We start from the raw sequence: 25,682 nt of genomic DNA on the forward strand, positions 1-25,682 counted from the left end.
GCCTGTTGTGTTATACGGTTGCCTTGTCCACTCTGGACTGCACGGCTTTGAAGCATTTCTTGCATACCTTCAGAGTTGTACCATCTGTTTTTGTTTGCGAATATAACAATTTAATTCGGGTGCTGCTGCACACCGGGCATGTTCCTCTTCCTCGGGATGGTAGATTCCACAGGACGCGTCCTCTTTTTGTTTTTGCCAACGTTTGTGAACCTCTTTTCGATATGTTTTGTGTGTTCACCGTTATTATAGAGGGTATGGTACGACATAGAATGTCATAGCAGTATGGCATACGTTGAAAATAAAAAATGTCCCCTCTTCGGCTTGAAGAAAGGACAAGTTTCAAGAATGATCGGTGCTTGACTGAGCTGCCGCTTGCAACAAAGGCTGCAAAAGACCGGGGAACCGCGCTTCCAGATCTTCGGATCTCAGCGTAAGGAAATGCTGTGTACCCTGTACTCTCACCCGAATGACTCCGGCTTCCCGGAGGGTCCGAATATGGTGCGACCTTGTGGATTTCACAACAGGTGCACGAAAATGACTGCATGGCTGCTCGCCGCTTCGGGATGCTTCCACTACAATCCCTAGACGAATTGGGTCACTCAAAGCGTATAATACGGATGAAAGTTCAATATCCTCCACTTGGGGATGGTGTAAAATTTTCATGCTGTAGTCTCCTTTTTTCAGACTATCCATTGTATTTTAGCACAGTTCCATGATATATTTCTAATGTTCGATACCAATCGAACTAATAAATTATATTTCGTTTATGTATCCCTGCTGTCAGGTATGGGATTTACATCATATCGCATTTTGCAAATGTTACATAGCGTTTCTGAAATGTTGCGAAATACACATCACTCTAGGAGGTTTTTATGAACAACACCGCAGCTGCAGCATCCGGGGAACGAACGAACGGAATACAGGAAGGGCTCATCGTCAGTTTGCTTGGCTTCACGGTTGTACTCGTCGTCATGAATACAATGATGTTCAATCTGGCCCTGCCCAAAATTGCAGCCGAGTTTATGCTCTCATCTGTCGCTTCTTCCTGGATTGTAACCGGATATTCCATCGTATTTGCCATTTCCTCAATTACGTTCTCTCGTCTCTCGGATTTTGTACCGATACGCACCCTGTTTACAACCGGACTTACACTACTTGGTGCTGCATCCATTCTTGGTTTCTTCAGTAATCACTTTATCATTCTGCTCATTGCGCGTCTGATCCAGGCGGCGGGTGCAGCTTCTGTACCAGGGCTCGCCATCGTTCTCATTACGCGGTATATTCCAAGCGATCGCCGAGGTAAATCCATGGCAGTTGTCATGTCCGCCAGCTCATTGGGACTTGGACTCGGACCTGTAATCGGCGGCAGTATTACACAGTTTCTCGGATGGCATGATCTGTTTATCGTTACGGGACTAACCTTGTTTTTGATCCCTGTATTTTTCAAGCTGCTTCCAAGTGAAATGCCGCAAAAAGGCTCATTTGACTTCCTTGGCGCGCTGCTTCTCGCCATCGGAACAACCGGCATCCTGTTATTCCTGACTTCACGGCAATGGGTCACCCTGGTTGTTGGTGTCGTGGCACTGGTGCTGTTTTGGCTTAGAATTCGCCGTGCGGCTGATCCTTTCGTTCAACCGGCCCTGTTCAAAAACCAAAAATACATGATGCTTAGCTCACTGGGGATTGTATCGTATATTAACAACTTCTCGACACTGTTTCTGCTGCCGCAAATTTTGGCACATCTGTATGGCCTGACTCCGGCCCAGTCCGGGCTTGTTATCTTCCCGGGTGCTATCGTGTCCATGTTGTTATCCAATCGGATCGGCCGCATGATTGACCGGCACGGCAATACACAGCTGCTCAAGTTCGCACCATGGCTACTGCTCGCTGCTGCGGGATTGTTCGCACTCTTTGCAGACGACAGCATCTATGCCATTATGGCCGTATACATTCTGCTTAGCGTAGGTTTCTCGGCACTGACAACGAGTGTATCCAATGAATTGTCCAGCAATCTGACGATGGATCAGGTTGGTGCAGGTATGGGACTGTTCCAGCTTAGCCAGTTCTTCAGCGGTGCATTTAGTGTTGCGGTAACGGGTGTAGCGTTGACAGCCATGCAGGAACTGCCATTATCCTCGGCGTACACGAATATTTTCTGGGGCATGACCGTGGTTGCTCTGGCATCCATTATTTTTTCCCAAGTGTATCTGAGAATGCAGTCAAGGAAGAAAATCGTTGCTTCACACTAAACAGTTTGAAAAAGATCTCATAGTAGAGTCTTCATATAAGAAAGCCAGGGATTAGACCGATGGGGTCTCTATCTCTGGCTTTTTTGTCTGTTATTAGACTAAAAGAAATCAATAAGTATTACTTTATCTCTGTTATTCTTATATTATAACCAAATAGTATAGGTATTTTTGAAAACGATAAAACCAAGGGGATGTCTAATCACACATGAAGCTTCAAAAGTTTAAATCACTATTTCGTATCCCTACATACCGACTGTTTCTCTTTTGTATGTTGTTGCAGGGCATGGCTATTTCAATCAGCGCTCCCTTTCTGGCAGTCTACTTTACAACCCGCCTTGAAGTATCCATTGCTACATTTGGATTATTCACTGCAGTAACTTTAATGGCGGGTGTGCTATTCAGTTCATGGATCGCCAGACGATCGGATCAACCCAGGGCTCGTAAAATCATTCTGGTGACCGCCATGATTTGCAATGCTCTTGCTTTTGCCGGGTATCTGTGGATACACGACTTCACGTTATTATTTATCTACATGACGGTGCTGACTGCGCTTGGATCTCCTGCCATGCCACAGTTGTTCGCAGCTGCAAGAGAAGCGGTTAATTCCGCAACAGATGTTGATCATGCTGTGGCCAATTCAACCTTGCGCTCCGCGTTTTCACTGGGGTTTATTACGGGACCTTTACTCGGAACTTTACTGATTGCGTATATTGGGTACACCGGCATTTTCAGTTCAACTTGTTTTATTTTTCTGATCAATGCGTTATTATTTTTCTTTCTGTTAAAAAAGGCTCCCGAGCCTTCTACCCTCCGTGCATCTACTGGCGGCATACACATGAAATTGCATCAGGATGCAAGAATTTATATGCCTTTTCTCATTACTACACTCCTGTATATGGCACATTGGATGAATAATTTGAATGCATCACTGTTCATTATTCACCATCTGGGCGAGGGAACCCGCGAAGTTGGCTGGATCTCCAGTTTATGCGCAGGGCTTGAAATCCCCATTATGCTAGGCTTGGGTCTGCTCGCCTCAAAGTATCCCAACCGCTTACTCATGTTATGGGGCTCCCTGATGGGTGCCGCTTATTATGTAATTGTTCTGTTCTCCACGGAACTGTGGCACTTGCTGGCCGGACAACTATTGCTCGCGTTCTTCGTCGCCGTTATCTCGGCCATCGGCATCAGTTACATGCAGGATCTGCTTCCGTCCATGCCCGGCTATGCGTCAACACTCTATTCCAATGCCTCCACGTTGGGAAGATTATTTGGCAGTCTGGTCGGGGGATGGACAGCTGGAGCGTGGGGGTACCGAAATTCCTATTGGGTATGTCTGCTGCTCGTGCTGCTGTCGTTAGGCATGCTTGTTGTCACACAACAATTTTCAAAAGAGAAGCGTCAGATACTTTCACTATAATCAGATCCTCGAATGCAAGCCCGAGTGAACGTAAAAGTTTGAACAAAACAAAGCCCCAAGGACGCAGCTATAGCGCTCTTGGGGCTTTGGTTATTATCGTTTTAATACTCTTATATGAATACAAACCCTATTCAAACAGATCCAGACGAAGACGCTTCAGGCTGGTATGCTGGATGAGCCATTGACCGTCGATTCTGACATACGTCTCATGGTAATGTCCAAATCCGTGAAACGATTTATTCTCATTGCCTTCAGGGAACGTCACCCAATCTTCCATTGGGGAGATGACTTTGGCTTCATTCTCGGATACAAATTCAACTTCGGCGCTATGTACATGATGCACTGTTACGGCAGCATCCACCAAATCCCGGAATACTTGAACGATGGTGTCACGGCCTGTTAATACCGGAATTGGATTGCCTTCTGTACTGAAATCAGCTACGGCGTCCGGTGCGAACACGTCGCCCAATGTATCCCACTGCTTCGTATCAATATAACGGCAATAGCGCGCTTTGGTGTTTCGGATGTTTTCCAGTGCAAGCAGTTGTTCCAGTCCTGTGATGGTTGATTGGCTCATGTGTGTCCCTCCAGAAATCTAAGATGTAATCGGATATGTACCACGTCATCTGAAAGCTTCCCACCCTCTGTGGAGGGAAAGAAAAGATTATCCATTGGACTTGTAAGGTCTATACGGATTATACAGAATGCGCAGCTTTCATCTGGGCAGCCAGCTCGGACATTTTTTTATCGTTCAAATAGCTCTCCATCTCTTCCTCGGCACGAACCATCACCTGCTGAATCAGGCAACCTTCGTTGTGGTCCTGCGAGCATTCGAACAGGGAAGCCTGACCTTCAATGGCATGGATAATCTCCAGAAAGGAAGGATCGGGATTTTTGCGGCTAAGCCGGTAACCGCCATTGGCTCCAGAGGTCGATTCGATCATGCCTGCTTTGACCAGCTTGGTTAATATTTTGGACAAGTAGGTTGGAGAAACTTTCTGCATCTCCGCTAGTTGATGTACACTAACCAGTTGTTCCGGTTCAGTCGCAACCAGAAAAAGCATCGTATGCAGAGCGTAATTTGTCGCTTTCGAATATTTCATGAGGGCACCTCATTATATACGGATTTAATTTATCTATAATAGACTTGATCGAACCCTCTGTCAAACTTCAAGAATACCGACAAGGGAAAAGAACTGCCGCCATGCAGCCTCTAGCCGTGGTAAAGCCCGCGATAATCCGTAGGTGTCATGCCCTCATGGGCCAAAAACTGGCGATTAAAATAACTGGCATTGGGATACCCTGCCTCCTCCGCAATCTGTCCAATGTTGGCTGTTGGCCGTTCCAGCAGCCATTGCTTCGCCATCTGCAACCGTGAACGTGTTATAAATTCCATCGGCGTCATTTCCACTGCACTTTTGAACATCTTGCAGAAATAATATGAACTGACACCCGCCATATCTGCCCAATCCTGGAGCAGAAACGGCTGGCAGGCCTCCTGCTGCATCTGTGGGAGCAGTCCCAGAATACGACTCTCCGCCTTGCTTGTGCGTGTACTTTTCAGCGGAATGGCATGCTGGACGAACTCGGCCAATACCGCATAGGTCAGCGTGGATAACTGGGCTGGACGAAGCATACTGTTCTGCTCGGCTTCCATCAACAGCGCCATATGGGCTTCTTCCCAAGAATTCCGCTGGCGGAGTGTCCACAACAGATTGCGATGAAGCCCCCGTTCGATCATATAATCATGCAATCGTTCACCGTAAAAATGAACCCAGCGTACATCCCATGGATCATCTTCACTGCTATAGTAATGCTGACGCTGCTGGGGGAAATATAATACCGCCTGACCTGCGCGAAGCTCATGCACCACCCCATCTACTTCCACATATCCCTTGCCCGCAGCAACGTAGTGGATATTGAAATTGTTTAGTGCGCCAGTCTCTCGTAATACGATATGCTCAGGGTGATCGATATAGTGGCCAACGGACTCCGGGTAACAAAAATAAGGAATATCCTGCAAGGTGAGCAATACGGTTTGTCTCATCATAGAGATTCCTCCTTTCTAGACAATATTGTGTTAACTCAATTCAATATATTATCATTTTAATTCATTGATCTATTACTTATAATCACAATATACATTTATAAACAGGAGGAGACAACAATGAATACAGAACGTAAATTGCGCTGGGGCATTCTTGGTAGCGCTAGCATTGCTGTAGGCTCCGTTATCCCTGGCTTGCAGCAATCGGAATTGAATGAAGTGACCGCCATTGCCAGCCGGGATGAAGAAAAAGCAAAACAAACCGCTGACCAGCTCGGGATTGCACAAGCTTACGGCAGCTATGAGGCTTTGTTGGCAGACGATTCCATTGATGCTGTCTACATTCCACTTCCGAACCACCTGCACCGCGAATGGACGCTCCGCGCTGCGGAAGCTGGAAAACATATTCTGTGCGAAAAGCCACTGGCACTGACTGAGCAGGAGGCTCGGGAAATGGTGCAAGCCTGTGAAGAGGCTGGCGTACACCTCGCTGAAGCTTTTATGTATCGACATCATCCACGTTATAACCAGATTCGGGATATTATTGCCAGCGGAGAAATTGGTGAAATCCGCGGCATTCATAGTACCTTTTCGTTCAACAATTCGGGTTCGTCAGGCAATGTCCGCTTCCGTCGTGAATGGGGCGGCGGTGCCCTCTATGACATCGGTTGTTATTCCATCAGTGCAGCACGGCTGCTGCTTGGTCAAGAGCCTTCTGCAGTAACTGTCATTGGCATGTTCTCTCCTGAACATGATCAGGTGGATATGATGGCTTCCGGCCTGCTTGAATTCGATAACCATGTCGGCGTAACGTTTGATAGCAGCATGTGGGCAGCCTTCCGCAACACACTCGAGATCCTTGGATCGGATGGCATTATCGAGGTACCTTCCGCATATATCAGCAATCTGGATCGCAGTTCAAACTTTTACGTAACCGCTGGCGGCGAACGGAAGGAGATTGAAGTCCCACAGGTGAATCATTATTCTCTTCAAGGGGACGATATGGCCCGTGCTGTGCTCCAGGGTCAAGACCTTCGGTTCGCATCTTCCGATGCAGTGGCCAATATGAAGGTACTCGAAGCTTGTCTTCGTTCGGCGGAAGAACGTACACGTATTACACTATAAGAAGAGAGGATGAACTGAATTATGGAATACATTGATATTACTGGTGCAGGAAAACCTATCTCCCGATTGATTAAAGGAACCGATTATTTTTACCATGATTCCTATGAGAAAGCAGCTGCGAACATGGATGCATTCCTGGCTATTGGCGGTAATACCGTTGATTCCGCGCATATTTATTGTGGTGGGCAGAGTGAAGAAGTGCTTGGACGTTATATGCAGGAACGGGGTAACCGTAACGAGATCGTTATTTTGACCAAAGGTGCGCATCATGACCAAAACGGCCCACGTGTTCATGCTGATGCTATCCGCAGCGACCTCCTTACCAGTCTGGAGCGGCTTCAAACGGAACATGTAGAGCTGTATGCCCTGCATCGGGATGATCCGAATATACCTGTTGGTGTTATTCTTGAAGCCCTGAACGAACATATCGAATCCGGTAAAATCGGCGCGATTGGCGCTTCGAACTGGACTTGGCAGAGGCTGGAGGAAGCGAATGCATATGCAGCTGCTAACGGTCTGAAAGGTTTCACATTCAGCAGTCCGAATCTCAGTCTCGCCAAAGCGAACGAACCGTTCTGGGCCGGCTGTGTATCCGCAGATGCCGAGACACTCGCTTGGCATGCGCAGACACAACTGCCATTGCTGTCCTGGTCATCCCAAGCTCGTGGCTTCTTTACCGGACGGTTCACACCTGAAGTGCGGGACAATGAAGATCTGGTTCGTGTATTCTACAGTGATGGCAACTGGGAACGATTGCACCGGGCTGAACAGCTGGCCGAGTCGAAGAAGACGTCACCGATCCAGATTGCGCTCGCTTATGTATTGAATCAGCCGTTCCCAACCTGTGCATTGATCGGTGCCCAGAATCAGGCGGAGCTTCTCTCCTGTGACGAAGGCTCACGTATCATCCTATCTCCTGAGGAAGTGGCATGGCTGGACCTCGGCAGTGATGTGAAGCCCAGTGTCTAATCTGGACATCTACGCTTTCTTTCTTACCTAAAGTGCTAAGGGACTGACTATTCCGCGATTCAGCGAAGTGGTCAGTCCCTTTATCATGTAGAATAACACGTCCAAGATTATAGATTTAATAATTCATTATGCGGATTACAGCTTCACGATTTGACCTGTCTTCTCGGATTCGAATGCTGCCAAAATCACCTGCAAAGAACGCAGACCTTCTTCACCGGAAATGCTTGGTGGAGTTTGGGTCATAATCGACTCTACAAAAGCATCAATAACACCGCTCGGTACTTGTTTCTCGTTAGTAGCCATGGCGCCAACCTTGTAGGTTTCAACCGTACCGTTAGTCAACTCGACGATCACTTCGTCGCCTTCTACCGTTCCGATCTTCATCACACCATTCTCACACCACAGAACCGTACTGTTATCTCCTGCTCTGTATTGTGTCCAGCTCGCTACCAGTGTACCGATCGCACCGCTCTTCATGCGCAGCAGGCAAGTCGCGTTATCGTCCACCTTCGTGTTTTCCTTGTGCAGTGTGCTGATGAAACCAGCCACTTCGGACACTTCATCATCCAGCAAATAACGGATAAAGTCCGACTTGTGCACGCCCAGGTCTCCCATGGCGCCCATAATTGCTTCTTCTTTGCGGAAGAACCAGCTCTCTGCTCCGTCTACACTCCAGCCTTCCGGACCCGGATGGCCAAAGGACGTACGGAAATTCAGAACTTTGCCAAGTTTGCCAGAGTCGAGAATTTCTTTCGCTTTCACGTGTGGAGGCATCAAACGCTGGTTGTGTCCAACCATCAGATATACACCGTTTTTCTTGGCAGCTTCGATCATTTGCTCGCCTTCTTCGGTAGATACGGCCATTGGCTTTTCAACCAACACATGCTTGCCTGCATTAGCAGCAGCAATGGACATCGAAGCATGCAGGTAGTTTGGCGTACAAACGCTGACTGCATCCACTTCTTCGCTCGCAAGTAATTCTTCATAGCTGGAATAAGCCTTACCACCGTAAGTTTCAGCCATCTTCTCCGCACGCTCCACAATCGGATCGGCAAAAGCCACCAGTTCCACGTTCTCATTAGCAGCATACTCTGGAATATGTCTGCGCTCGGCAATGGCTCCACAGCCGAATACAGCAACTTTAATTTTACTCATGTACAAATATCTCCTTTGATAAATAGATTTGCATTTTGCATCATTCGACTCATATCGCTCATGGGAATGATGCAAAATGCTCAGATTAGAATTGGTTCAGGTAGTTCTCTTTCAACCAGTTATAGCTGTTGGCTACGCTTTCAAGCGGTGGATTCTGACATACGTCCTGTTCCACGATCAACCACTCTACACCTGCACTCGTAGAAGCTTCAATGACTGCTGGCAGATTAACCGAACCTTGTCCCAGTTCTAGTGTCTTCATCTGGCCTTGATCATCTTTGCTGAAGTCTTTCAAGTGAAGCAATGGCAGACGGCCTGCATATTTATTAATATATTCAATCGGATTTTGTCCAGCAAATTGTACCCAACATACGTCCATTTCCACTTGAACCGCTTCAGGTGTCGTTTGAGCAAACATCGCATCAAAGGCATTATCGTCGCCAACCTGACCGTGGAATTCGAAATCATGGTTATGATAACCGAAGATCAGACCTTGTTTGGTCGCTTCAGCACCATATTGTTGCAATTCGTTGAACAGTTTGGTCCAGCCTTCTGCATTCTCAGGGCGATCTTCAGGCATCAGGTAAGGGCAGATCATATATTGAGCCCCAATTGTTTTGAGGTAATCAATTTGTTTTTGCAAATCCTCACGCATGGCATGCAATGAAACGTGGCTGCTGAAACCTTTCAGCCCAAGCTCATCCAATAGCGCTTTCATTTCTTCGGCAGGAATGTCACCATATCCGGCAAATTCGACACCTTCATAACCAAGCTCTGCTACTTTGCGCAACGTTCCACGGAAATCTGCTGCAGTTTCATCACGGAGCGTAAACAATTGCAAACCAATATTAAGTTTTTTCATAATAGATGCACCTCTGCTCTCAAATTTGCTTTCATTGCTCTATCTGGTATCATCCTAACGCAAAACAGGCTAGAATGAACATATACAATATCGTCAGAACATGAACTATCTGATCATTTTTTTAAATATGGAGGATACATCTTTTGGAAACCTCAGTACTGATCTGCGACTACTCGTATCACTACAAGGCGTTTAACCATAATATGAAGGGCGAGTTGCAGACTTATCTGTTCCGTCTGCAAACCGAGGGCTCTTGCAAGGTATATGTACAGGATGAAGAATTCAAAATGACTGGCGGGGATCTGCTGCTGCTAAAGCCTGGAGACGATTATCATCTCGTGGTCGAAGAACCTCACAAGGAGGGCAGGTTGTCGAGCGGAGACTATTATGTGTTCTGTGAAGGGACTTGGATTGAGAACTGGTGGAAACGGCAGCAGCGTTCCACTGTAAGTCGCATCGGCCTGGATGACAAATTGATTAGTCTGTGGCGTAATATGCTACTGGAGAAACGCCGTGGACCGCTGGAGGAAAATATAGAACTGAGTGACGCATTGCTGCGCGGTTTATGCCTGTATATCGATCGGGCCATCAAGGAGAATATCCAGACGGATCGGTCGGTTTCCTCCACACTGAAGCTGAAACGGTTCATTGAAGAGCATGCCACAGTGACCTTTAAGCTCGAAGAAGCGGCACGTTACGCGGGACTTAGTCTATCCCGTGCGGTTCGTCTGTTCAAGGAGCATTATGGCAAAACGATGATTCAGTATGCGATTGAAATACGTCTAAACGCTGCACTGGAGCGTATGAAATACAGCGATATGACGCTTGAGCATATTTCCGAAACATGCGGCTTTGCAAGCTACTCTTATTTTCATCGGGTGTTTCGGGCACACTTCGGCGTATCTCCCGTTGAATATCTCAAATCCCAATCCCATCAATCTATTGATCTGGAGCATGTGTGAGAATTCCATGCAAGCCCCTCACCTTACAGGCAACTATTAAACAAAAAAACAGAGCAGCACACGTATTTCTGTCCGCCCCAGCGAACGCCGCCTTGCAAAGAGTAGCACTTACGCTCTTTGGTAATGCGGCGTTTTTACGTGCATCCCTTCCTCAGTCTCAGACTAATTCTTTTTCCAAATTCCCCCATGACTCTATCATCATTTATCTGTACAATTAATATAGAACGACTTTCTTACAAATTCATATAAGGCCAAATGGACTTCATTAATGGTATTGGAGCGATACATAATGCACGCTAATCCACGCAAAATCTTAATCATTGAAGACGAACAAGATATTTCCCGAATTCTGCGAGACTATTTGACGAAGAATCAGTATGAAGCTGCAGCAGCCGATAATGGTCAGGACGGGTTGCAGATGATGGACATGCTGCAGCCGGATTATATCATTCTGGACATTATGCTTCCGGATATGGATGGCATTGATGTATGCCGCGAAATTCGGAGACGGAATAACATCCCCATTCTCATTCTGAGTGCAAGGGGAAGTGATACGGATAAGGTGCTCGGGCTTGGATTCGGGGCGGATGACTATATGACGAAACCTTTCTCCCTGGGCGAGCTGCTGGCCCGCATCAATGCCCATTTCCGACGATATGATCGTATGGGCACAGAACAAGATCACACCCATATACTGCGTCTGGGTAACCTCCAAATTGACAAGAAAGCCTATAAGGTCACCCTCGATGCGAATGAGGTTTCTCTCTCCGCCAAGGAATTTGAGCTGCTGTTTCATCTGGCAAGCCACAAAAATCAAGTTTTTTCCAAATCCCAGCTGCTTGATGCGATCTGGGGATATGCAGCCTACGGCGATGAGAATACCGTTACCGTGTATATACGCAGATTGCGAGAGAAAATTGAGGCAGACCCTTCCCATCCTACTGTTCTGAAAACTGTGTGGGGTGTCGGATACAAATTCAATTATGAATAAGCGAGAATGGAGACCACTGCATGACACTATCCACCTGGACCAAACGTTGGCTCACAGCTTCATTGATTCTCCTGATTATTCTGATCGGATGCAGCCTTGTCTTCTTTCTTGATTTGCTCTATGGAAGACAATCAGGTGAAACAAACCTGGCCATCAATCAGGTTCGTCTCAGGGTTAACCCCATTCTGCTTCAACTGGAGCAAAACCATGAACGATTAAATGAGCCAGATCTTCGAGATCAACTGCACTTCATCGCTGAGAAAAGCGGCCTTGACTTCGACTATGTCGGATTGGACGGAATGGTGGTGCTTTCCTCCACGTCTTCCTCCGAAGGAAGGCAGATCAATCTGCGATCTGCCTTGCATTATGATCTGAATCACGCTTTGGAAGCCATTGACGGGAGCCAGTCTCTGAACATCGCCTTTCCTGTGATGGATGGCCCGAAGGGCAACCAGATTGGCAATGCCATTTTTACGATTCCCCAATCACTTGTCATCGTCCAGAAGTCCTCCACGTTCACTTTTTTCGTCTTGGGAACCCTGCTTATCATTTCTATCGTTCTTGGGCTTCTCCTCATATTCATGAAACGCAAGATCAGAAAACGGATGCTTTCCCCCATCCATCAGTTGAAACAACATGCGGAATCCATTCTCAAAGGGCAGTATAATGACCAGATTCAATACAACCGGATGGATGAGATGGGCGAACTTTACGCCATGTTCGATTTGATGCGCATGGAAATCATGCATTTGAGTGAGCAGCGTATTAGACAAGAAAAAGCACAAAAAGAACTGATTACGAATATATCCCATGAACTCAAAACCCCGATTACAACGGTAAAAGCATACATAGAAGCCATTCTTGAGGGGTTGTGCTCTGATGAGGAGACGCTGATGGAATATATGGAGATTATGCGTACCCATACAGATAAGACAGCCCATCTGGTCGAAGATCTGCTTGTCCATGCCCTGCAAGAACTGGGTCAGATCTCAGTGGAGCTGCATGAGATCTACAGCCGTTCTGCATTTGAAACGATGTTGAACCCCATTGGACATAGCGTACGAATGAACGGTCTGATTTATGGAAAGCCGGAGTACATTCCCAATGTTCTTATCCGAATGGACCCCATACGAATTGAACAGGTTCTGTCCAATCTGGTATCCAATGCACTCAAACATACCGTACCAGGAGATTCTATTCGAATTAACGCGGAACTCAATTCGGGGAAATTGCGGGTCAGTATCTCCGATTCAGGGCAGGGAATCCGAGCCCCAGATATGCCTTTTGTGTTTGAACGATATTTCAGGGGGCATTCCTCACCTTCCGCAAGGAATATACATGAGGGAACCGGTCTCGGTTTGTCCATCTGTAAAAGTATCATTGAAGCCCACGGAGGAGATATTTCCTTTTCAAGCAAAGAGGGTCAGGGCACCCTGTTTCAGTTCACGCTTCCAATCTGCTGAGCAGTAAAGTATACTTCCCATCCATTTTCCAAAAGGGCTGTAATATTTTATTCATAATTTGATAAGTCTTTCTCAACATCCCCCTATTAGAATGAATTGTAAACTGCCATGGGGAGTGATCTGCGTGACCAAAACATCCATTATCCACGCTCAAAACTTATGCAAGACATATCATACGGGAAGCGAACAATATCATGCCATACGCAATGTTGATCTTGATATTTATGAAGGGGATTTCACCGTCATCATGGGTAATTCCGGATCAGGCAAATCAACTCTGCTCTATCTGTTGAGCGGACTGGACCAAGTGACAGCAGGCGAGGTTTATTTTCAGGATCAGCGTATTGACGCCTATAGTGAGCGGGAAATGTCCGAATTCCGTACCCGCAGAATCGGCTACATCTACCAAAGTATCAATCTGGTGCCCGATCTTTCCATCCAGGATAACATCGCTTTGCCAGGTTACATTGCCGGAAGCAAAAAAAGTGAGGTCAAGGCACGTGCCACCCACCTTATGAAGGCAATGGATATCGACGGACAGAATAGCCGTCTCCCCTCCCAAACCTCGGGTGGCCAGCAGCAACGAGCAGCTATTGCACGTGCGTTGATCAATTCACCGGAGATCATCTTTGCAGATGAACCCACGGGAAGCCTCAATTATGAGCACGGGAAAGCGGTGCTGGATATCCTGACCGATATCAACCGAAAGGGACAGTCTGTTGTGATGGTTACGCATGATATCAAGGCAGCCTGCCGGGCGGATCGTCTGATCTTTATCCGGGATGGCAAAGTTGGAGGCATCCTCGAGTTTGACAAATATGACGAACACCAGATTCAGGATCGGGAATCGATGGTTTTCGCGTTTGTGTCGGGAAAGGAGTAATTTATGGCTGCTATGTTGAAACTGAGCCTCTCCTACCTGAGCAAAAATAAAATACAGAATCTGTTTATCACCCTGCTCATTTTGCTGTCTACACTACTGGTATCCACTGCGGTTATTATTCTGGCCAACACAGGCAATCTGTTCAACGAAATGCATACCCGGACCAACGGGTCCCATCAAATATTGACTTTTGATAGAGGACTGAATGACCCTAAAGCCGTCTATGACTGGTGGGCTGAACAGGACGGAGTTGAGGTTTCACCTTTGCTCACATATCGTACCTTGTCCGGCATAGCCTTCAAAGGCATGGACATTCCCAACCTTTATCTGTACATGATGAATACCCCTCAGCCGCCTTGGGCCGTCGATGAACTGATCTTTTCGAGTGGTGCGCAGAGTTCGGCTCCCGAACTAGGGAGCGTATGGATTCCTACTTCAATGGCGAATGCCTATGATATAGCCGTAGGAGATACCGTCAATTTCAAAACAGGGTCCACCGCCCTTGATCTTCGGGTATCCGCGATTGTAGTCGATGTACCTTACGGTGCACCATTCACCAATGCCGCAAGGGTCTGGATGAACAGTACAGACTACCAGAATGACTTCCGGACACTCGCAGGAAAAGATAATGATATGATGGGTATCCATTTTGATGATTATCGAATGAACTCCAGCTATTGGGATCGTTATACCAGTGAGACCAACGTCCCGTTTTTGGAAACGAAGATGGAGTTTGAGAGTATCTCTTCCTTCTATCTGATCATCAATCAGATTATTGGATTCATTATGATTTTCCTGGGTGCTGTCATGATGGCTATCGCTCTCATCACCATTGGATTTACTATTTCGGATGCTATTCTGGCCAACTACAAAACAATAGGGATCTTGAAATCACTGGGATTGACCTCCGGGAGAACCATCGGTACCTATGTAATTCAATATGCTTTGCTGTCCATCATTGCCGTTATTCCAGGACTTGCGCTGAGCGTGTTTGTATCCAAATTCATTATCAACATCTCGGTGTCTTCTCTGCGAACAGGCAATGGAGATATACCGATGGAAGGCATCGGAGCAGCCATGTTTGTCGGCATACTGCTGTTTGTACTGGTAATTTTATTCGTTGTGTTATATGCCAAAAAGGCGCGCAGCATCGAACCTGTTCAAGCCATCCGCTATGGTATGTCGGAAACGGAAAATACCCGCTTGGCACGCCGAATGAACTCACCGCTTGCAAACCGGGTTGGATTTGCCCGGCTGCCAGCAGCCGCCGTCATTGGCATACGGAATCTGATCAAGAATACCAAGAGCTCTGTTCTGATGCTGCTGTTAACCACGATGGCTGCCTCTGTGCTTGTCCTTGGATATGTTGTACTGACCAGCATTACCGGAATTTATCAGACAGCTGCCAAATGGGGCTACGATAATGCCAACATTGCCGCCGTCGTTGTGAACAAAACCACCTTCCCCAAGGATGAGTTAAAGCAGGTGCTGGAAGAGGACCTGAGGATTAAAAATGTGGGCTGGCAAGGGAACATCACAGGGGTCGTCAGTCCCGGGTCATCAGCGAAAATGGCCGACCAATCCACCAGTCTCTACCTGAGTGTATTTGATGGGAATTACAAAGAGCTTGGGTTCGAAACATTGAGAGGTACCAATCCTGAACGTGAAAATGAAATTTCGATTGGTGTAAGTGTTGCACGCAGGTTGAACAAGGATTTGGGCGACCTGATCGATCTTTATATCGAGGGTGAACAGCGTACGTTCATGATCACAGGAGTCTACCAGGCTATCTCCAACATGTCTGTATCTGGACGTATTACCGTTGATGCTGTGCGAAGTGTTAACCCAAATTATGGGGATGTTGATGTAGCCTTTATCAATGTCAATGATCCCGCACAGGCAGAAACCATTGCGCAGCAGTTAAACGAACAATTTAAAGATTCTGCTTCGGTCGTCACGCAGAAAACCCTGCTTGATTCCGTATATGCTGAGGCTGCAAGCATTCTCGTTTACCCCATGGCTCTCATCGGTCTGTTGTTTATTCTCGTTACGTTCATCATCATTTTCAGTACCTGCCGGATCAGTATTCGCAAAGAAAGCAAAACCTACGGAATCTACAAGTCCATAGGCATGACTTCCGGCAGAATTCGATTATCTGTTGCCCTGGGCGTTGCAGCTCTATCCGTAATCGGCGCAGTACTTGGAGTCGTTGTCGGTGTGTATGTACTACCACGACTGCTTGAAAAAGTCCTTTCCGGATACGGGATTGTACAGATCCCCCTTATCCTGAATTGGGGAGGAATCATATTAGTTGCCTGCTTGAGTATTCTGGCAGCAACTCTTGGCTCCTGGGTATCCTCAAGAGTGATTCGAGATGCATCCCCACGTATTTTGGTCGTTGAATAATACATGAACATTTGAAAAGCAATGCAAAAAGAGCCCTCTCACACCCGTTATCGGATAGAGGGGCTCTTCTTTTGCATACTATAGGTCCCATTTCAGAAAGTCAGCTTTAACTGCGCCACTTCTTCGCCAATTCACTAATCTGATGGGGTGTGGTTCGGCAGCAGCCGCCAATCAGCTTAGCGCCCGCAGCGACCCATTCTTCCGAAGCATCACTCATGCTGCCACATAACCCCTGACCACTCCACGTTTTGGTCTCTGCGTCATAGATCTCCCCCGAGTTCGGATAGACAATGACAGGTTTGTCGCTGGCACGGCTCAGCACACCTACCGCCTCCGTCACCACTTCCATCGGAGCACAGTTCAATCCAATGGCCGCAATCTGCGGCTCGGAGCCGAATCGTCGTGCACACTCTTCCAGAGACGTACCCTCACTGATCGCGGTGCCATCCTGTAACGAGAAAGACAGCCATGCATAAGCATCAGGAAACTCTTTTAATAAAGCAACCAGCACCTGAGCTTCCTGTAGGGAGGGGATCGTCTCAAAAGCCAAAATATCCGCTCCTGCTTCCAGCAGTGCTGTCATCCGCGGACGATGGAAAGCGATCAGTGTCTCATCCGAAACATCATAGTGACCGACATACTCTGAGCCATCAGCCAGATAAGCACCGTAAGGTCCGACGGATGCAGCAACAATCGGCCTTGGACGAACCGATACCCTTTTTCCCATGGCAACTGCCATTTGTTTTTCACCGTTTGACTCACTGTCGGTTACATTCTTGGCCGCTCCATCTTGAACTTCTGTCCAGACATCATCTCGCGCCCGTGCAGCGAGCTCAACCGTCTTCCGAATCAGGCTCAGCGCCTCCTGTGCATCAATGCCTTTCTTGCTGAAGCCGTCCATCGTTGCCTGATAACTGGATGTAATGGCACAATCGGCTCCCGCCCGAAAATAATCTGCATGCACCTGAACGATAACTTCCGGATTCTCCAGCAGAACACGTGCTGACCATAATGGATCATCCAGATCACACCCATGCTGTTCCAGCTCGGTTGCCAGTGCCCCATCGAGAATCATAACCGGATGTTCCCTCAAGATCTGTTCCAGGGGATTATTGCGTTTTGGTTGTGTCATGTTCTAGTCCTCTTTTCTTGTTCACACGTTCTGTCAGATAATATATTGCGTAACATAATGCAATAAAAGGAATGCCGCAGTACAACGCGATGCGCTGTGTCGGATCAAAAGCAATGCCTATGCATGAAGCCAGACATAATAGAAATGAAATAATCGGTACTGCCGGGTACAGCGGCGTTCGGTAGACCAGATCCTGAACCGCATGTCCTTCCCGAAGGTACTGTCTGCGGAACATATACTGCGAAGCACTGATGCTCATCCACACGGCAACAACGGCAAGACCCGAGATGGAGACCAGCGTAATATACACGGTACCTGGTGCAATGATGCTCGACAGCAAAGCCAAAGCGCCACCAACCATGCTGATCATGAGGGCATTCAGCGGAACACCGCGTTTCGTCAATTTGGCAAACCATGGAGAGATCGTTTTTTTATCTGCCAGAGACCAGAGCATCCGGGAAGAAGCATACAGGCCCGAGTTGGCAGCAGAGAGAATCGCCGTCAGAATAACAAAGTTCATCATATCTGCCGCATAGGGGACACCAATTCGCTCCATCACCGCTACAAATGGACTTTCGAGAACACTGGCATCCGACATGGGCAATAGCGCAGATAGAATAACAATGGTTCCTATAAAAAAGATAATTAAGCGCCATAATGTGGTATGGATCGCTTTCGGAATCGTCTTTTCCGGATTCTCCGTCTCCCCGGCAGCAATTCCGATCAACTCGGTACCCGAGAATGCAAAGTTTACAGCAAGCATCGTCATCAATATCGCTGTAGCTCCGTGGGGGAACCAGCCTGACGCCGTAATATTGGATAGATACGGTGCAGGTGCCGAGTCTGCCATGGGAATCATGCCGAACATCGCTGCCGCACCGAGAATAATAAAGACCACAATCGTAAGGACTTTAACCAAAGAGAACCAGAACTCCGATTCGGCAAAAAGTTTGACCGTCAGCGCATTGAACAGGAAAATCATGAGCGCAAACAGCCCACTCCAGATCCATACATTCACGGAAGGGAACCAGCGCTGCATCAGCAGCCCGGCCGCTGTAAATTCGGAACCGAGGGCAACCGTCCAGGTTAGCCAATACAACCAGGCCACCGTGTACCCTGTTGCTGGTCCGATGTATTTTGCCGCATAGCTATGAAACGCCCCTGTCTCCGGCATATGAACCGACAGTTCACCAAGACAGAGCATGACCAGATAGACAACAATCGCGCCGATCAAGTAGGACAAAATGGTGCCGATCGGTCCTGCCTGCTGGATGGTATAACCCGAGCTAAGAAATAAACCTGTACCAATAACTCCACCAAGTGAGAGCATGATTACATGACGTGCCTGCATTTTGCGCTGAAAATGCCCTGTATCTTTGTTGTTATTCATGCCTGCTCCCTAACTTCTTCATCCAGAACAACAAAAAGACCCACTCTTTCCGAAGAGTGCGCCGTAACTGACAAATAAAAACAAACGCTCCTATCTATCAGGCTGTTCACCCGCTGGAATTAGCACAGTATCTTTCAGATCTGTTGCTGAGGCTTCTAAGGGCCAGTCCCTCCACCTCTCTGGATAAGAAAATGATTTTTTATAAATATAGCGATCTATCATAGTTGTGTCAACAATTAAATATTCACATCACGTTGTAAAATCAGGCATTCTATTCCTCATCTTTAATCCGTAGATGATCCATAATCTTTAATTTTCATTTTCACATCATAGGTCACAGGAATCTGACAAAATGTCTCATCCCAATTTTTTTTGACCTTTTTCCATACCTTCGGATATTTCATCCGCAACTGCTCTCCAAATCCGCCCACCTCAACCCGATAGGTGTTCTGCATTTTGTTCAAGACCTGATGCATTTGTTCTTTGGCTGTATCAGCGAACTGAACCTCCAATTCCTGAATGTACTTTTCCGTGGCGGGAATTTCAGGTACACTCCAATCTTCCATAAGCTGGCCTTCTGATTCTACCTTTACGTGAAAAGAAATGTCATCCCCGTGAACTTGTGGTGTAATTTTGCTCTTGGTTGAACCAATTTCATAAACTATCGTATGTCCATCTTTCGGTGCATACGTTTTTAAGGCTCCACCCTGAGCCTCCCCAGTTATCCATGACAATCCTTCCAGGTCCGTCTGATTTAAGGTGCCGATCCATCTTTTCGTTTTCCCTTTATAGATGCCTGCGCCTGAGAATTTATGCTCTCCATCAGCAGTAAGGACATTTTGCAGCAAAAAGCTTGATCCTGACTGCATTTTGCCGTCAAGTTTCGCGAGAGTTACACCAGGAATAATTTTATTGGTACGGTACGCGTTATCCACCAAGCCTTTTAAATAAACGGCTGGAATTTCACCCGGCTCATTGGAACTAAGAGCTTCCAAAGCTCTTCCTTTGCTAACCAGCACAAGGGAACTGGGCCGGATATCATTGTCACGCAAAATAAAATCAAGTAGCTGTTCCAGGCTATATTTCTTCGACAACTCCTGGGAAACGATAACAACCTTTAAATGATGACCAATGAGCGGACGGTCTCTTCTTAGAGCAAACTGACGAAAAATCTGAATTAGGGAATCTCCGGTCAACTGTTCATTCAAAAAGGATTGCCCGCTGGAAGAACCACTGGAAGAACTAGTAGAACTGTTTTGCTTTTCCTGTTTCCCCCCAACCCTTGGGACAATTTGTACGGTAGCTGTAAATACGTTGTTTTTGGGATAATGACCTCCTTGTTTATTAATACTTTTTTCAAATTTTGATTCCTCAGCCACATCCAGTCCCAGACCCACATAGACACTTAAATCCTCGATCTCTTTGCTGCTCCAGCACCCTGAGGTAAACAAGAGCAGCAACAACGTTAACAACATGGTTGATTTCCTGCCGAACCTGCTCAATTGTGCTTCCCTCCTTTTTTTCGGATCATACTCGTCAACAGAAGTAATAGTGGGATGACACCAAACAGGTAAATAGAGACATTTCCAAGAGCGTCTCCGAGCTTGAACGTCTCGTCCACATTCTGTGGAAGCATAGCAATGATATACATGATCGGAAGCAAAATGATCAAGAAGGGTAGCAGTTTTTTCTTGAACAATTGCGAGCAACCAAGGGAAGCGGCATAATGCGTGATCGTTGAGGTAGAGAAAATTTGCATAATCCAAATAACCAGTAGCAGGGATTCGAACCGTTCAAAGACCAGACCCTCAATTTCAAAGCTACGCATCAAATCAAGGGTTGGCCACGTCCTAGTTCTCATGCCTTCAATAGATAAACTACCAATGACCATAACCAATGTGATGAGGTAGATTACCATAGGGATAACAATTCCCCAGACCATGGCTTTCTTACCCTTCTCCGGATTTTTCATAAATGCCATAACTACAAACATGATTTCATAACCCGTATACGCTAGTATCGTAGGTTTAAGTCCTCTAAAAACAGGCATAATACCTTCTCCCAGCACAGGTCTCAAGTTATTGATCTCAAACAGACCACTGCTCAGGAAAATAGCCAGCACAAAAAGAATAAGCGTAATAGGTAAAATGATCTCATACAAGCGGGCCATGGAGATGATGCCACCTGAGACCAGATAGAAGCCGATCCACATAAACACCATGACAATAGCCCATACAGGGGTTCCCTCCAATAAATACAATCCGGTGACTTCAGCCATCACCCTGATCTCAAAGGCAGAGATAATAAGGAAATACAGTATGATCGTCATTCCCAAAACATAAGCAATCCACTTTCCTGTGATATCCTCGGTGAATTGAAAAACGGTCTTCCCCGGAAATCTTCGGCACAGGGTTACCAAGATTATACCCAGTACCATCACCAGCAGACCTGACAATATAATTGAAATCCACACATCAGGCGTTTTGACCGCGGTCACCGTAGTTCGAGGCAGTGTAAGGATTCCTGCACCCAACATGTAATTGATGATAAAGGCTGCGACTTGAACTGTCGTCAGTTGGTCTTGTTTTGCCACTCATGTTTCACCTCCTGAATATCCGATATGCCTACTTTTTGCGATCAGGGTCTTTGGGATGCATCATACTTGGACGCTTCTTCATCATTCTTAAAGGTGCCCGAATAAAGAAATCTTTCCAATCCGATAGGCTGTAAGGCACAGCCGGAGTGACATAAGGTACGCCAAAGCTCTTTAACCGAACCAGATGGCTGCAGAGCAACAAGAAAAACATGACTACTCCAAACAATCCATAGATCGCCGCACAGAACATTCCTACAAAGCGCAATATACGCAGTGTTATTCCGGCACTATATGTAGGGATGGAGAACGAAGAAATCGCAGTAACTGCCACTACAATAACCAGAAACGGACTGACAATTCCGGCCTGTACTGCGGCATCCCCAATAATCAGACCGCCTACGATGCCCATCGCTGGTCCAATGGGCTTGGGCAGGCGAATGCCTGCTTCCCGCAAAATTTCAATCGAGGTTTCCATAATCAACGCCTCAATAATAGAGGGGAAAGGCACACCTTGTCTGGTTTGAATAATCGTTAAAGCCAGCTTGGTCGGAATAAGACCCGGATGGAACGAGATAAAGGAGATATATAAAGCGGGGCCCAGCAGGGCAATCGTAGCCGCCAAGAAACGAAGCATACGCAGAAATGTCCCCGGAATCCAGCGCTCGTAATAATCTTCGGGAGATTGGAGCAGCATGCTGAAGGTGGACGGTACGATTAATGCAAATGGCGTTCCATCCAGTAAAATAGCTACACGTCCCTCTAACAACCCACTGACTACACGGTCGGGCCTCTCTGTATTCTGTACCTGTTGGAAGGGACTCAGTTCATCATCCTCAATCAGTTGTTCCACATAACCCGATTCCAGCATGATATCCATGTCCAGCTTCTGGACTCGTTTTTCCACCTCGGCAACAAGGTCGGCATTGGCAATGTCCTCAATATACGCAATAACCAGATCCCTCTTCACCCTGGCGCCCACCTGATACTTGGTCATAAACAGGGCATTGTTGCCTCCGAATTGCCGCAATAGTCCAGTATTATCGCTTAACCGCTCGGTAAAACCGATTCTTGGCCCGCGGAGAAGTGCCTCCGATACCGGCTCTTCAAGGCTGCGGCTTTTCCCCTTGGCTGAGCCAACAAGAAGAGCTCCTGGCATTCCTTCAATAAGTAGAGCGTTTTTGCCGGTAAGAACTGCCCGCGCCGCTTGTTGCAGCGTCTCCGCTTCCTGAACTTGACTAACAGGCAGCAGCTGACTTCTTACGTAAGCTTTGATTTCATTTGCATCCTTCGGTTGTTCGAACATTTTCCGCTCTGTGTCGGGAATCCCCTCAATCATAAGAGGCGTAAACATATGCGTATCGATCAGATCATGATCCACTAGCCCATCCACGTATATGACAGCTGCAGGCGTGTTCGTTCCTCTTATCGTAAACTCCCGTATAAATACGTCCGCATTCTGACCAAACGTTTCTTTTACACTAATCAAATCCTTAGCATAATCCCCCGTAATCCGTACATTTGCGTAACTCCCAGTCTCTTCGTTCGACGAAGAATGGGTCGATTCATCCTGACTTTGTTGATCTTCACTGGAAAATGTCCCTTTTTTTAAGGATGAGCGAAACCACTGATACCCTTTCATGAACAATATCGGCATCAAAAATAATAGAAAAGCCTGTGCCCAAATAGGCCACTCCGGCACATAAGAACCAATTTTCGACCACATCCGGCTCACCCCATTATTTAGACTTTCTTGGTATCATGGAGTATTCTTTCCCTGATTGCTCACAATAATTCCCTCATTTTGCATAACAAAAAAAGCAGATGCCTCTGTCAGCATCCGCTTCCTTATTGGGGTTATGATGTTACCTTATTTATACAATTCGGGTTACGTGCTGGGCCTTCTCATCCAGTAGATGTGCAGACACTGCAATGGTTGTAAAATCGTTCATTGCCACCTCAATCTGCTGCTGGCTTCGCTCCACGTATCCTTCCACCTCCTGTGTTCCACCAGAAATGTTCATAATCTCTTTCGTAATCCCGTTCACACTATCCCGAATCTCATTGATCGATTGTTCGACCATGGCTGACAGTTTCCTTACTTCTTTCGCTACAACATCGAATCCGCGTCCGTATTCGCCTGCATGTGCCGCTTCAATCGCAGCGTTCAGGGCCAGAAGTTGCGTCTGCGACGCAATCTCCCGGATCGTTCTAACAATCCCTTGGATCGAACCAGCTTGCTCTTGTAGATGAATCAATGTAGCCCGATTATGCGCGGAAACTTCAGATATATACTTGATACTGGACATCAGCTCACGGCTTCGCTCAATTCCGATATCAGCATGTTCATTCAAATCATGAGACATCGTCTTTAATTCGTTAACCACAGCCGAAATATTGTTCTGACGGCTCGTAATGTTTGTAGCTATTTTGGATACACCGAGGATGTTATGATTCAACTCATCATACACAGGCATATATGTTGCCTCAAGCCATACGGAATTTCCCTCTGCATCCTTGCGTTCAACCTTGTCCTGGAAGCTTATACCTTTAAATATATTGCTCCAAAACGCGTTGTAGTCAGGGCTTTTCACGAATTCATCAAAACAAAATTGCTCATGCTGCATGCCATACATCTCATCTACCGTATAGCCCATCGTTTGCGCAAACACTTCATTCACATAAGTAACCCTGCGATCCATATCAAATCGAATGATAGCCAGACTTTTCTCCATGGCCTTGATGACCAACGCGTCGGTGACAACCTCTTTCTTTTCAACATCTAATACAGGCAAAGCGATCCCCACTCCCTGACTTCTTCCCATAATTAAACCGTTCTCATTCTGGCAGTTCCTGCTGTATTGCAATTATGTATCCAACGGAATAGAGACGACTCTATTATGGTATACTCCAATTGCAGTCAATTGAATCACTTCCAAATCAATTTTTAAAAATTTGTCCACGGCTTGACTTTTTATACCCAATAAACCAACCATCTAAACACTATTTTTCATGAGCAGTTTCTAACACAAAAAGAGGCGGTTTTCCCGCCCCTAATTATGGGATAACATTCCATAGGCTTGATGTTATCTGTAGTCGTCTCTGTGCATTACGCTGTCTATTCATCCATCAACCTCGCGGCAATTTGTCGGCATAACGACTGCGCAGATCAGCCAGCCGTTCGAGCTTGGACAGTGCATGCTCCTTCTGCATCAACCCCACCGCCAGCACCAGTTGTTCCATCAACAGTAATGGAGTAACCATGGAATGGAATTCGCCAAGCTCTCCTCTGCTAACGTAAAAAGATAATTCCGTCCCCAATCCATATAACAGGTCTTCCCGATCTGTCACAAGTACGGCTTTGCTGCCTGTATCTCTGGCATAATCCAGAATGACCTCTGCTTCAGGCAAGAGTCTTGTGAAACACATCAATAACACAACATCCTCCCGCTGCATGTGCATCAGTGATTCCAATAATTCATGACCACCTCCGGTGAGGTGGATAACCGTCAATCCGAATCTGGACAGCCGAAAGGACAACAATTCCGCCAAACCAGCAGAAGGCCCTGGAGCATATATGTATGCTCTTCGTGCCTCTGCAAGAATAGCAGCAGCATGCTCCAAATCCCCCTGCTTCATATGGGACAACGTCTCCTGCAAATGGTTGACGGAGGCTTCCAGTAACTGAACGGGAAGGCTGTCCGTATCCATGCGGGATATGGTTTTATTTAATTTGAGGGCAGGCGTAGTGTCTTCGGATGTGCGAAGCCGGATTTTAAATGCTTTGGCATTATCATATCCAACCGCGCGCCAGAAACGGGATACGGTCGCAATACTGACTCCCAGCCTGTCGGCAATCTCCTGCTCTGTCATGAACAGAATCTCCTCTGGATTGCGTTCAACAAAATCAGCAATTTTCAGATGGCCGGGTGATAGTTGTTCTTTATGAGTAAACAAATTCATTCCGTATGCACTCCTTTTCTATATAAATTGAATTAAAGAATATTTACACTTGCCACTTCGATGCCAGAACAA

The 25,682-nt window shown here is 46.7% G+C and carries 23 protein-coding genes and 1 riboswitch; of the genes, 9 read left to right on the forward strand and 14 right to left on the reverse strand.

The window, feature by feature from the left end:
- Nucleotides 1-10: 10 nt before the first annotated feature.
- Nucleotides 11-199 (reverse strand): hypothetical protein, encoded by a 189-nt coding sequence (locus tag PPA03S_RS34040; RefSeq protein ID WP_082704262.1) that lies wholly within the window; start codon nt 197-199, stop codon nt 11-13.
- A gap of 140 nt (nt 200-339) precedes the next feature.
- Complete coding sequence (locus PPA03S_RS21360) at nt 340-663, reverse strand: ArsR/SmtB family transcription factor (RefSeq protein WP_062325991.1); 324 nt, start codon at nt 661-663, stop codon at nt 340-342.
- A gap of 209 nt (nt 664-872) precedes the next feature.
- Here PPA03S_RS21360 and PPA03S_RS21365 point away from each other — a divergent pair, with 209 nt between their 5' ends.
- Together PPA03S_RS21365 and PPA03S_RS21370 are read left to right on the forward strand one after the other, a co-directional pair.
- A complete protein-coding gene (locus tag PPA03S_RS21365) occupies nt 873-2,249 on the forward strand; it encodes an MFS transporter (RefSeq protein WP_062325992.1) in 1,377 nt (458 codons plus the stop codon).
- Nucleotides 2,250-2,454: 205 nt separating this feature from the next.
- Nucleotides 2,455-3,669, forward strand: coding sequence for a sugar efflux transporter (locus PPA03S_RS21370; protein ID WP_062325993.1), 1,215 nt, complete (start codon nt 2,455-2,457; stop codon nt 3,667-3,669).
- A gap of 127 nt (nt 3,670-3,796) precedes the next feature.
- Here PPA03S_RS21370 and PPA03S_RS21375 read toward each other — a convergent pair whose 3' ends face one another.
- The 3 genes from PPA03S_RS21375 to PPA03S_RS21385 all read right to left on the reverse strand — a co-directional run bounded on the left by PPA03S_RS21375 (nt 3,797) and on the right by PPA03S_RS21385 (nt 5,719).
- Nucleotides 3,797-4,246 (reverse strand): nuclear transport factor 2 family protein, encoded by a 450-nt coding sequence (locus PPA03S_RS21375; protein ID WP_062325994.1) that lies wholly within the window; start codon nt 4,244-4,246, stop codon nt 3,797-3,799.
- Between the two features lie 118 nt (nt 4,247-4,364).
- On the reverse strand, nt 4,365-4,772 hold the full coding sequence (locus PPA03S_RS21380) for an Rrf2 family transcriptional regulator (RefSeq protein WP_062325995.1): 408 nt from the start codon (nt 4,770-4,772) through the stop codon (nt 4,365-4,367).
- 110 nt (nt 4,773-4,882) lie between these two features.
- Entirely contained in the window at nt 4,883-5,719 is an 837-nt protein-coding gene (locus tag PPA03S_RS21385; RefSeq protein WP_062325996.1) for an AraC family transcriptional regulator, read from the reverse strand.
- 117 nt (nt 5,720-5,836) lie between these two features.
- Between PPA03S_RS21385 and PPA03S_RS21390 the strand changes: the two genes are divergently transcribed.
- On the forward strand, nt 5,837-6,841 hold the full coding sequence (locus PPA03S_RS21390; RefSeq protein ID WP_062325997.1) for a Gfo/Idh/MocA family protein: 1,005 nt from the start codon (nt 5,837-5,839) through the stop codon (nt 6,839-6,841).
- Between the two features lie 21 nt (nt 6,842-6,862).
- Nucleotides 6,863-7,810, forward strand: coding sequence for an aldo/keto reductase (locus tag PPA03S_RS21395; protein WP_062325998.1), 948 nt, complete (start codon nt 6,863-6,865; stop codon nt 7,808-7,810).
- 135 nt (nt 7,811-7,945) lie between these two features.
- Here the strand turns inward: PPA03S_RS21395 and PPA03S_RS21400 are convergent, their stop codons facing one another.
- Together PPA03S_RS21400 and PPA03S_RS21405 are read right to left on the reverse strand one after the other, a co-directional pair.
- The gene (locus PPA03S_RS21400) at nt 7,946-8,965 is read right to left on the reverse strand and encodes a Gfo/Idh/MocA family protein (protein WP_062325999.1); all 1,020 of its coding nucleotides are present in this window, start codon (nt 8,963-8,965) and stop codon (nt 7,946-7,948) included.
- Nucleotides 8,966-9,050: 85 nt separating this feature from the next.
- A complete protein-coding gene (locus PPA03S_RS21405; RefSeq protein WP_062326000.1) occupies nt 9,051-9,827 on the reverse strand; it encodes a sugar phosphate isomerase/epimerase family protein in 777 nt (258 codons plus the stop codon).
- A 143-nt stretch (nt 9,828-9,970) separates the two neighbouring features.
- On the opposite strand from PPA03S_RS21405, the gene PPA03S_RS21410 reads away from it, so the two are divergent.
- The 5 genes from PPA03S_RS21410 to PPA03S_RS21430 all read left to right on the forward strand — a co-directional run bounded on the left by PPA03S_RS21410 (nt 9,971) and on the right by PPA03S_RS21430 (nt 16,532).
- A complete protein-coding gene (locus PPA03S_RS21410) occupies nt 9,971-10,789 on the forward strand; it encodes an AraC family transcriptional regulator (protein ID WP_082704263.1) in 819 nt (272 codons plus the stop codon).
- A gap of 289 nt (nt 10,790-11,078) precedes the next feature.
- Entirely contained in the window at nt 11,079-11,780 is a 702-nt protein-coding gene (locus PPA03S_RS21415) for a response regulator transcription factor (RefSeq protein ID WP_062326001.1), read from the forward strand.
- Between the two features lie 20 nt (nt 11,781-11,800).
- Nucleotides 11,801-13,243, forward strand: coding sequence for a sensor histidine kinase (locus PPA03S_RS21420; protein WP_062326002.1), 1,443 nt, complete (start codon nt 11,801-11,803; stop codon nt 13,241-13,243).
- Nucleotides 13,244-13,367: 124 nt separating this feature from the next.
- Nucleotides 13,368-14,126, forward strand: coding sequence for an ABC transporter ATP-binding protein (locus PPA03S_RS21425; protein WP_174532149.1), 759 nt, complete (start codon nt 13,368-13,370; stop codon nt 14,124-14,126).
- Nucleotides 14,127-14,129: 3 nt separating this feature from the next.
- A complete protein-coding gene (locus PPA03S_RS21430) occupies nt 14,130-16,532 on the forward strand; it encodes an ABC transporter permease (protein ID WP_062326004.1) in 2,403 nt (800 codons plus the stop codon).
- Nucleotides 16,533-16,638: 106 nt separating this feature from the next.
- On the opposite strand, the gene mmuM is transcribed toward PPA03S_RS21430, so the two are convergent.
- The 7 genes from mmuM to PPA03S_RS21465 form a co-directional block, all read right to left on the reverse strand.
- Nucleotides 16,639-17,664, reverse strand: a complete 1,026-nt coding sequence (gene mmuM / locus PPA03S_RS21435) for a homocysteine S-methyltransferase (protein WP_062326005.1) — start codon at nt 17,662-17,664, stop codon at nt 16,639-16,641.
- Nucleotides 17,642-19,054, reverse strand: a complete 1,413-nt coding sequence (gene mmuP / locus PPA03S_RS21440; RefSeq protein ID WP_062326006.1) for an S-methylmethionine permease — start codon at nt 19,052-19,054, stop codon at nt 17,642-17,644. Before mmuP ends, mmuM begins: the two co-directional genes overlap by 23 nt.
- An 87-nt stretch (nt 19,055-19,141) precedes the next feature.
- A riboswitch (SAM riboswitch) is annotated at nt 19,142-19,244 on the reverse strand.
- Between the two features lie 94 nt (nt 19,245-19,338).
- Complete coding sequence (locus PPA03S_RS21445) at nt 19,339-20,556, reverse strand: Ger(x)C family spore germination protein (protein ID WP_062326007.1); 1,218 nt, start codon at nt 20,554-20,556, stop codon at nt 19,339-19,341.
- Nucleotides 20,553-21,647 carry a GerAB/ArcD/ProY family transporter gene (locus PPA03S_RS21450; RefSeq protein ID WP_062326008.1) on the reverse strand — a complete coding sequence of 365 codons (1,095 nt, stop codon included), beginning with the start codon at nt 21,645-21,647 and terminating at the stop codon, nt 20,553-20,555. Before PPA03S_RS21450 ends, PPA03S_RS21445 begins: the two co-directional genes overlap by 4 nt.
- 31 nt (nt 21,648-21,678) lie before the next feature.
- Nucleotides 21,679-23,373: a spore germination protein gene (locus PPA03S_RS21455; RefSeq protein ID WP_062326009.1), complete on the reverse strand. Its 1,695-nt coding sequence runs from the start codon at nt 23,371-23,373 to the stop codon at nt 21,679-21,681.
- A 148-nt stretch (nt 23,374-23,521) separates the two neighbouring features.
- Entirely contained in the window at nt 23,522-24,472 is a 951-nt protein-coding gene (locus PPA03S_RS21460; RefSeq protein ID WP_062326010.1) for a methyl-accepting chemotaxis protein, read from the reverse strand.
- Between the two features lie 304 nt (nt 24,473-24,776).
- Nucleotides 24,777-25,610: a MurR/RpiR family transcriptional regulator gene (locus tag PPA03S_RS21465; protein WP_062326011.1), complete on the reverse strand. Its 834-nt coding sequence runs from the start codon at nt 25,608-25,610 to the stop codon at nt 24,777-24,779.
- Nucleotides 25,611-25,682: the final 72 nt, after the last annotated feature.

The organism is Paenibacillus pabuli NBRC 13638 (genome assembly GCF_001514495.1).
Lineage (GTDB): Bacteria > Bacillota > Bacilli > Paenibacillales > Paenibacillaceae > Paenibacillus > Paenibacillus pabuli.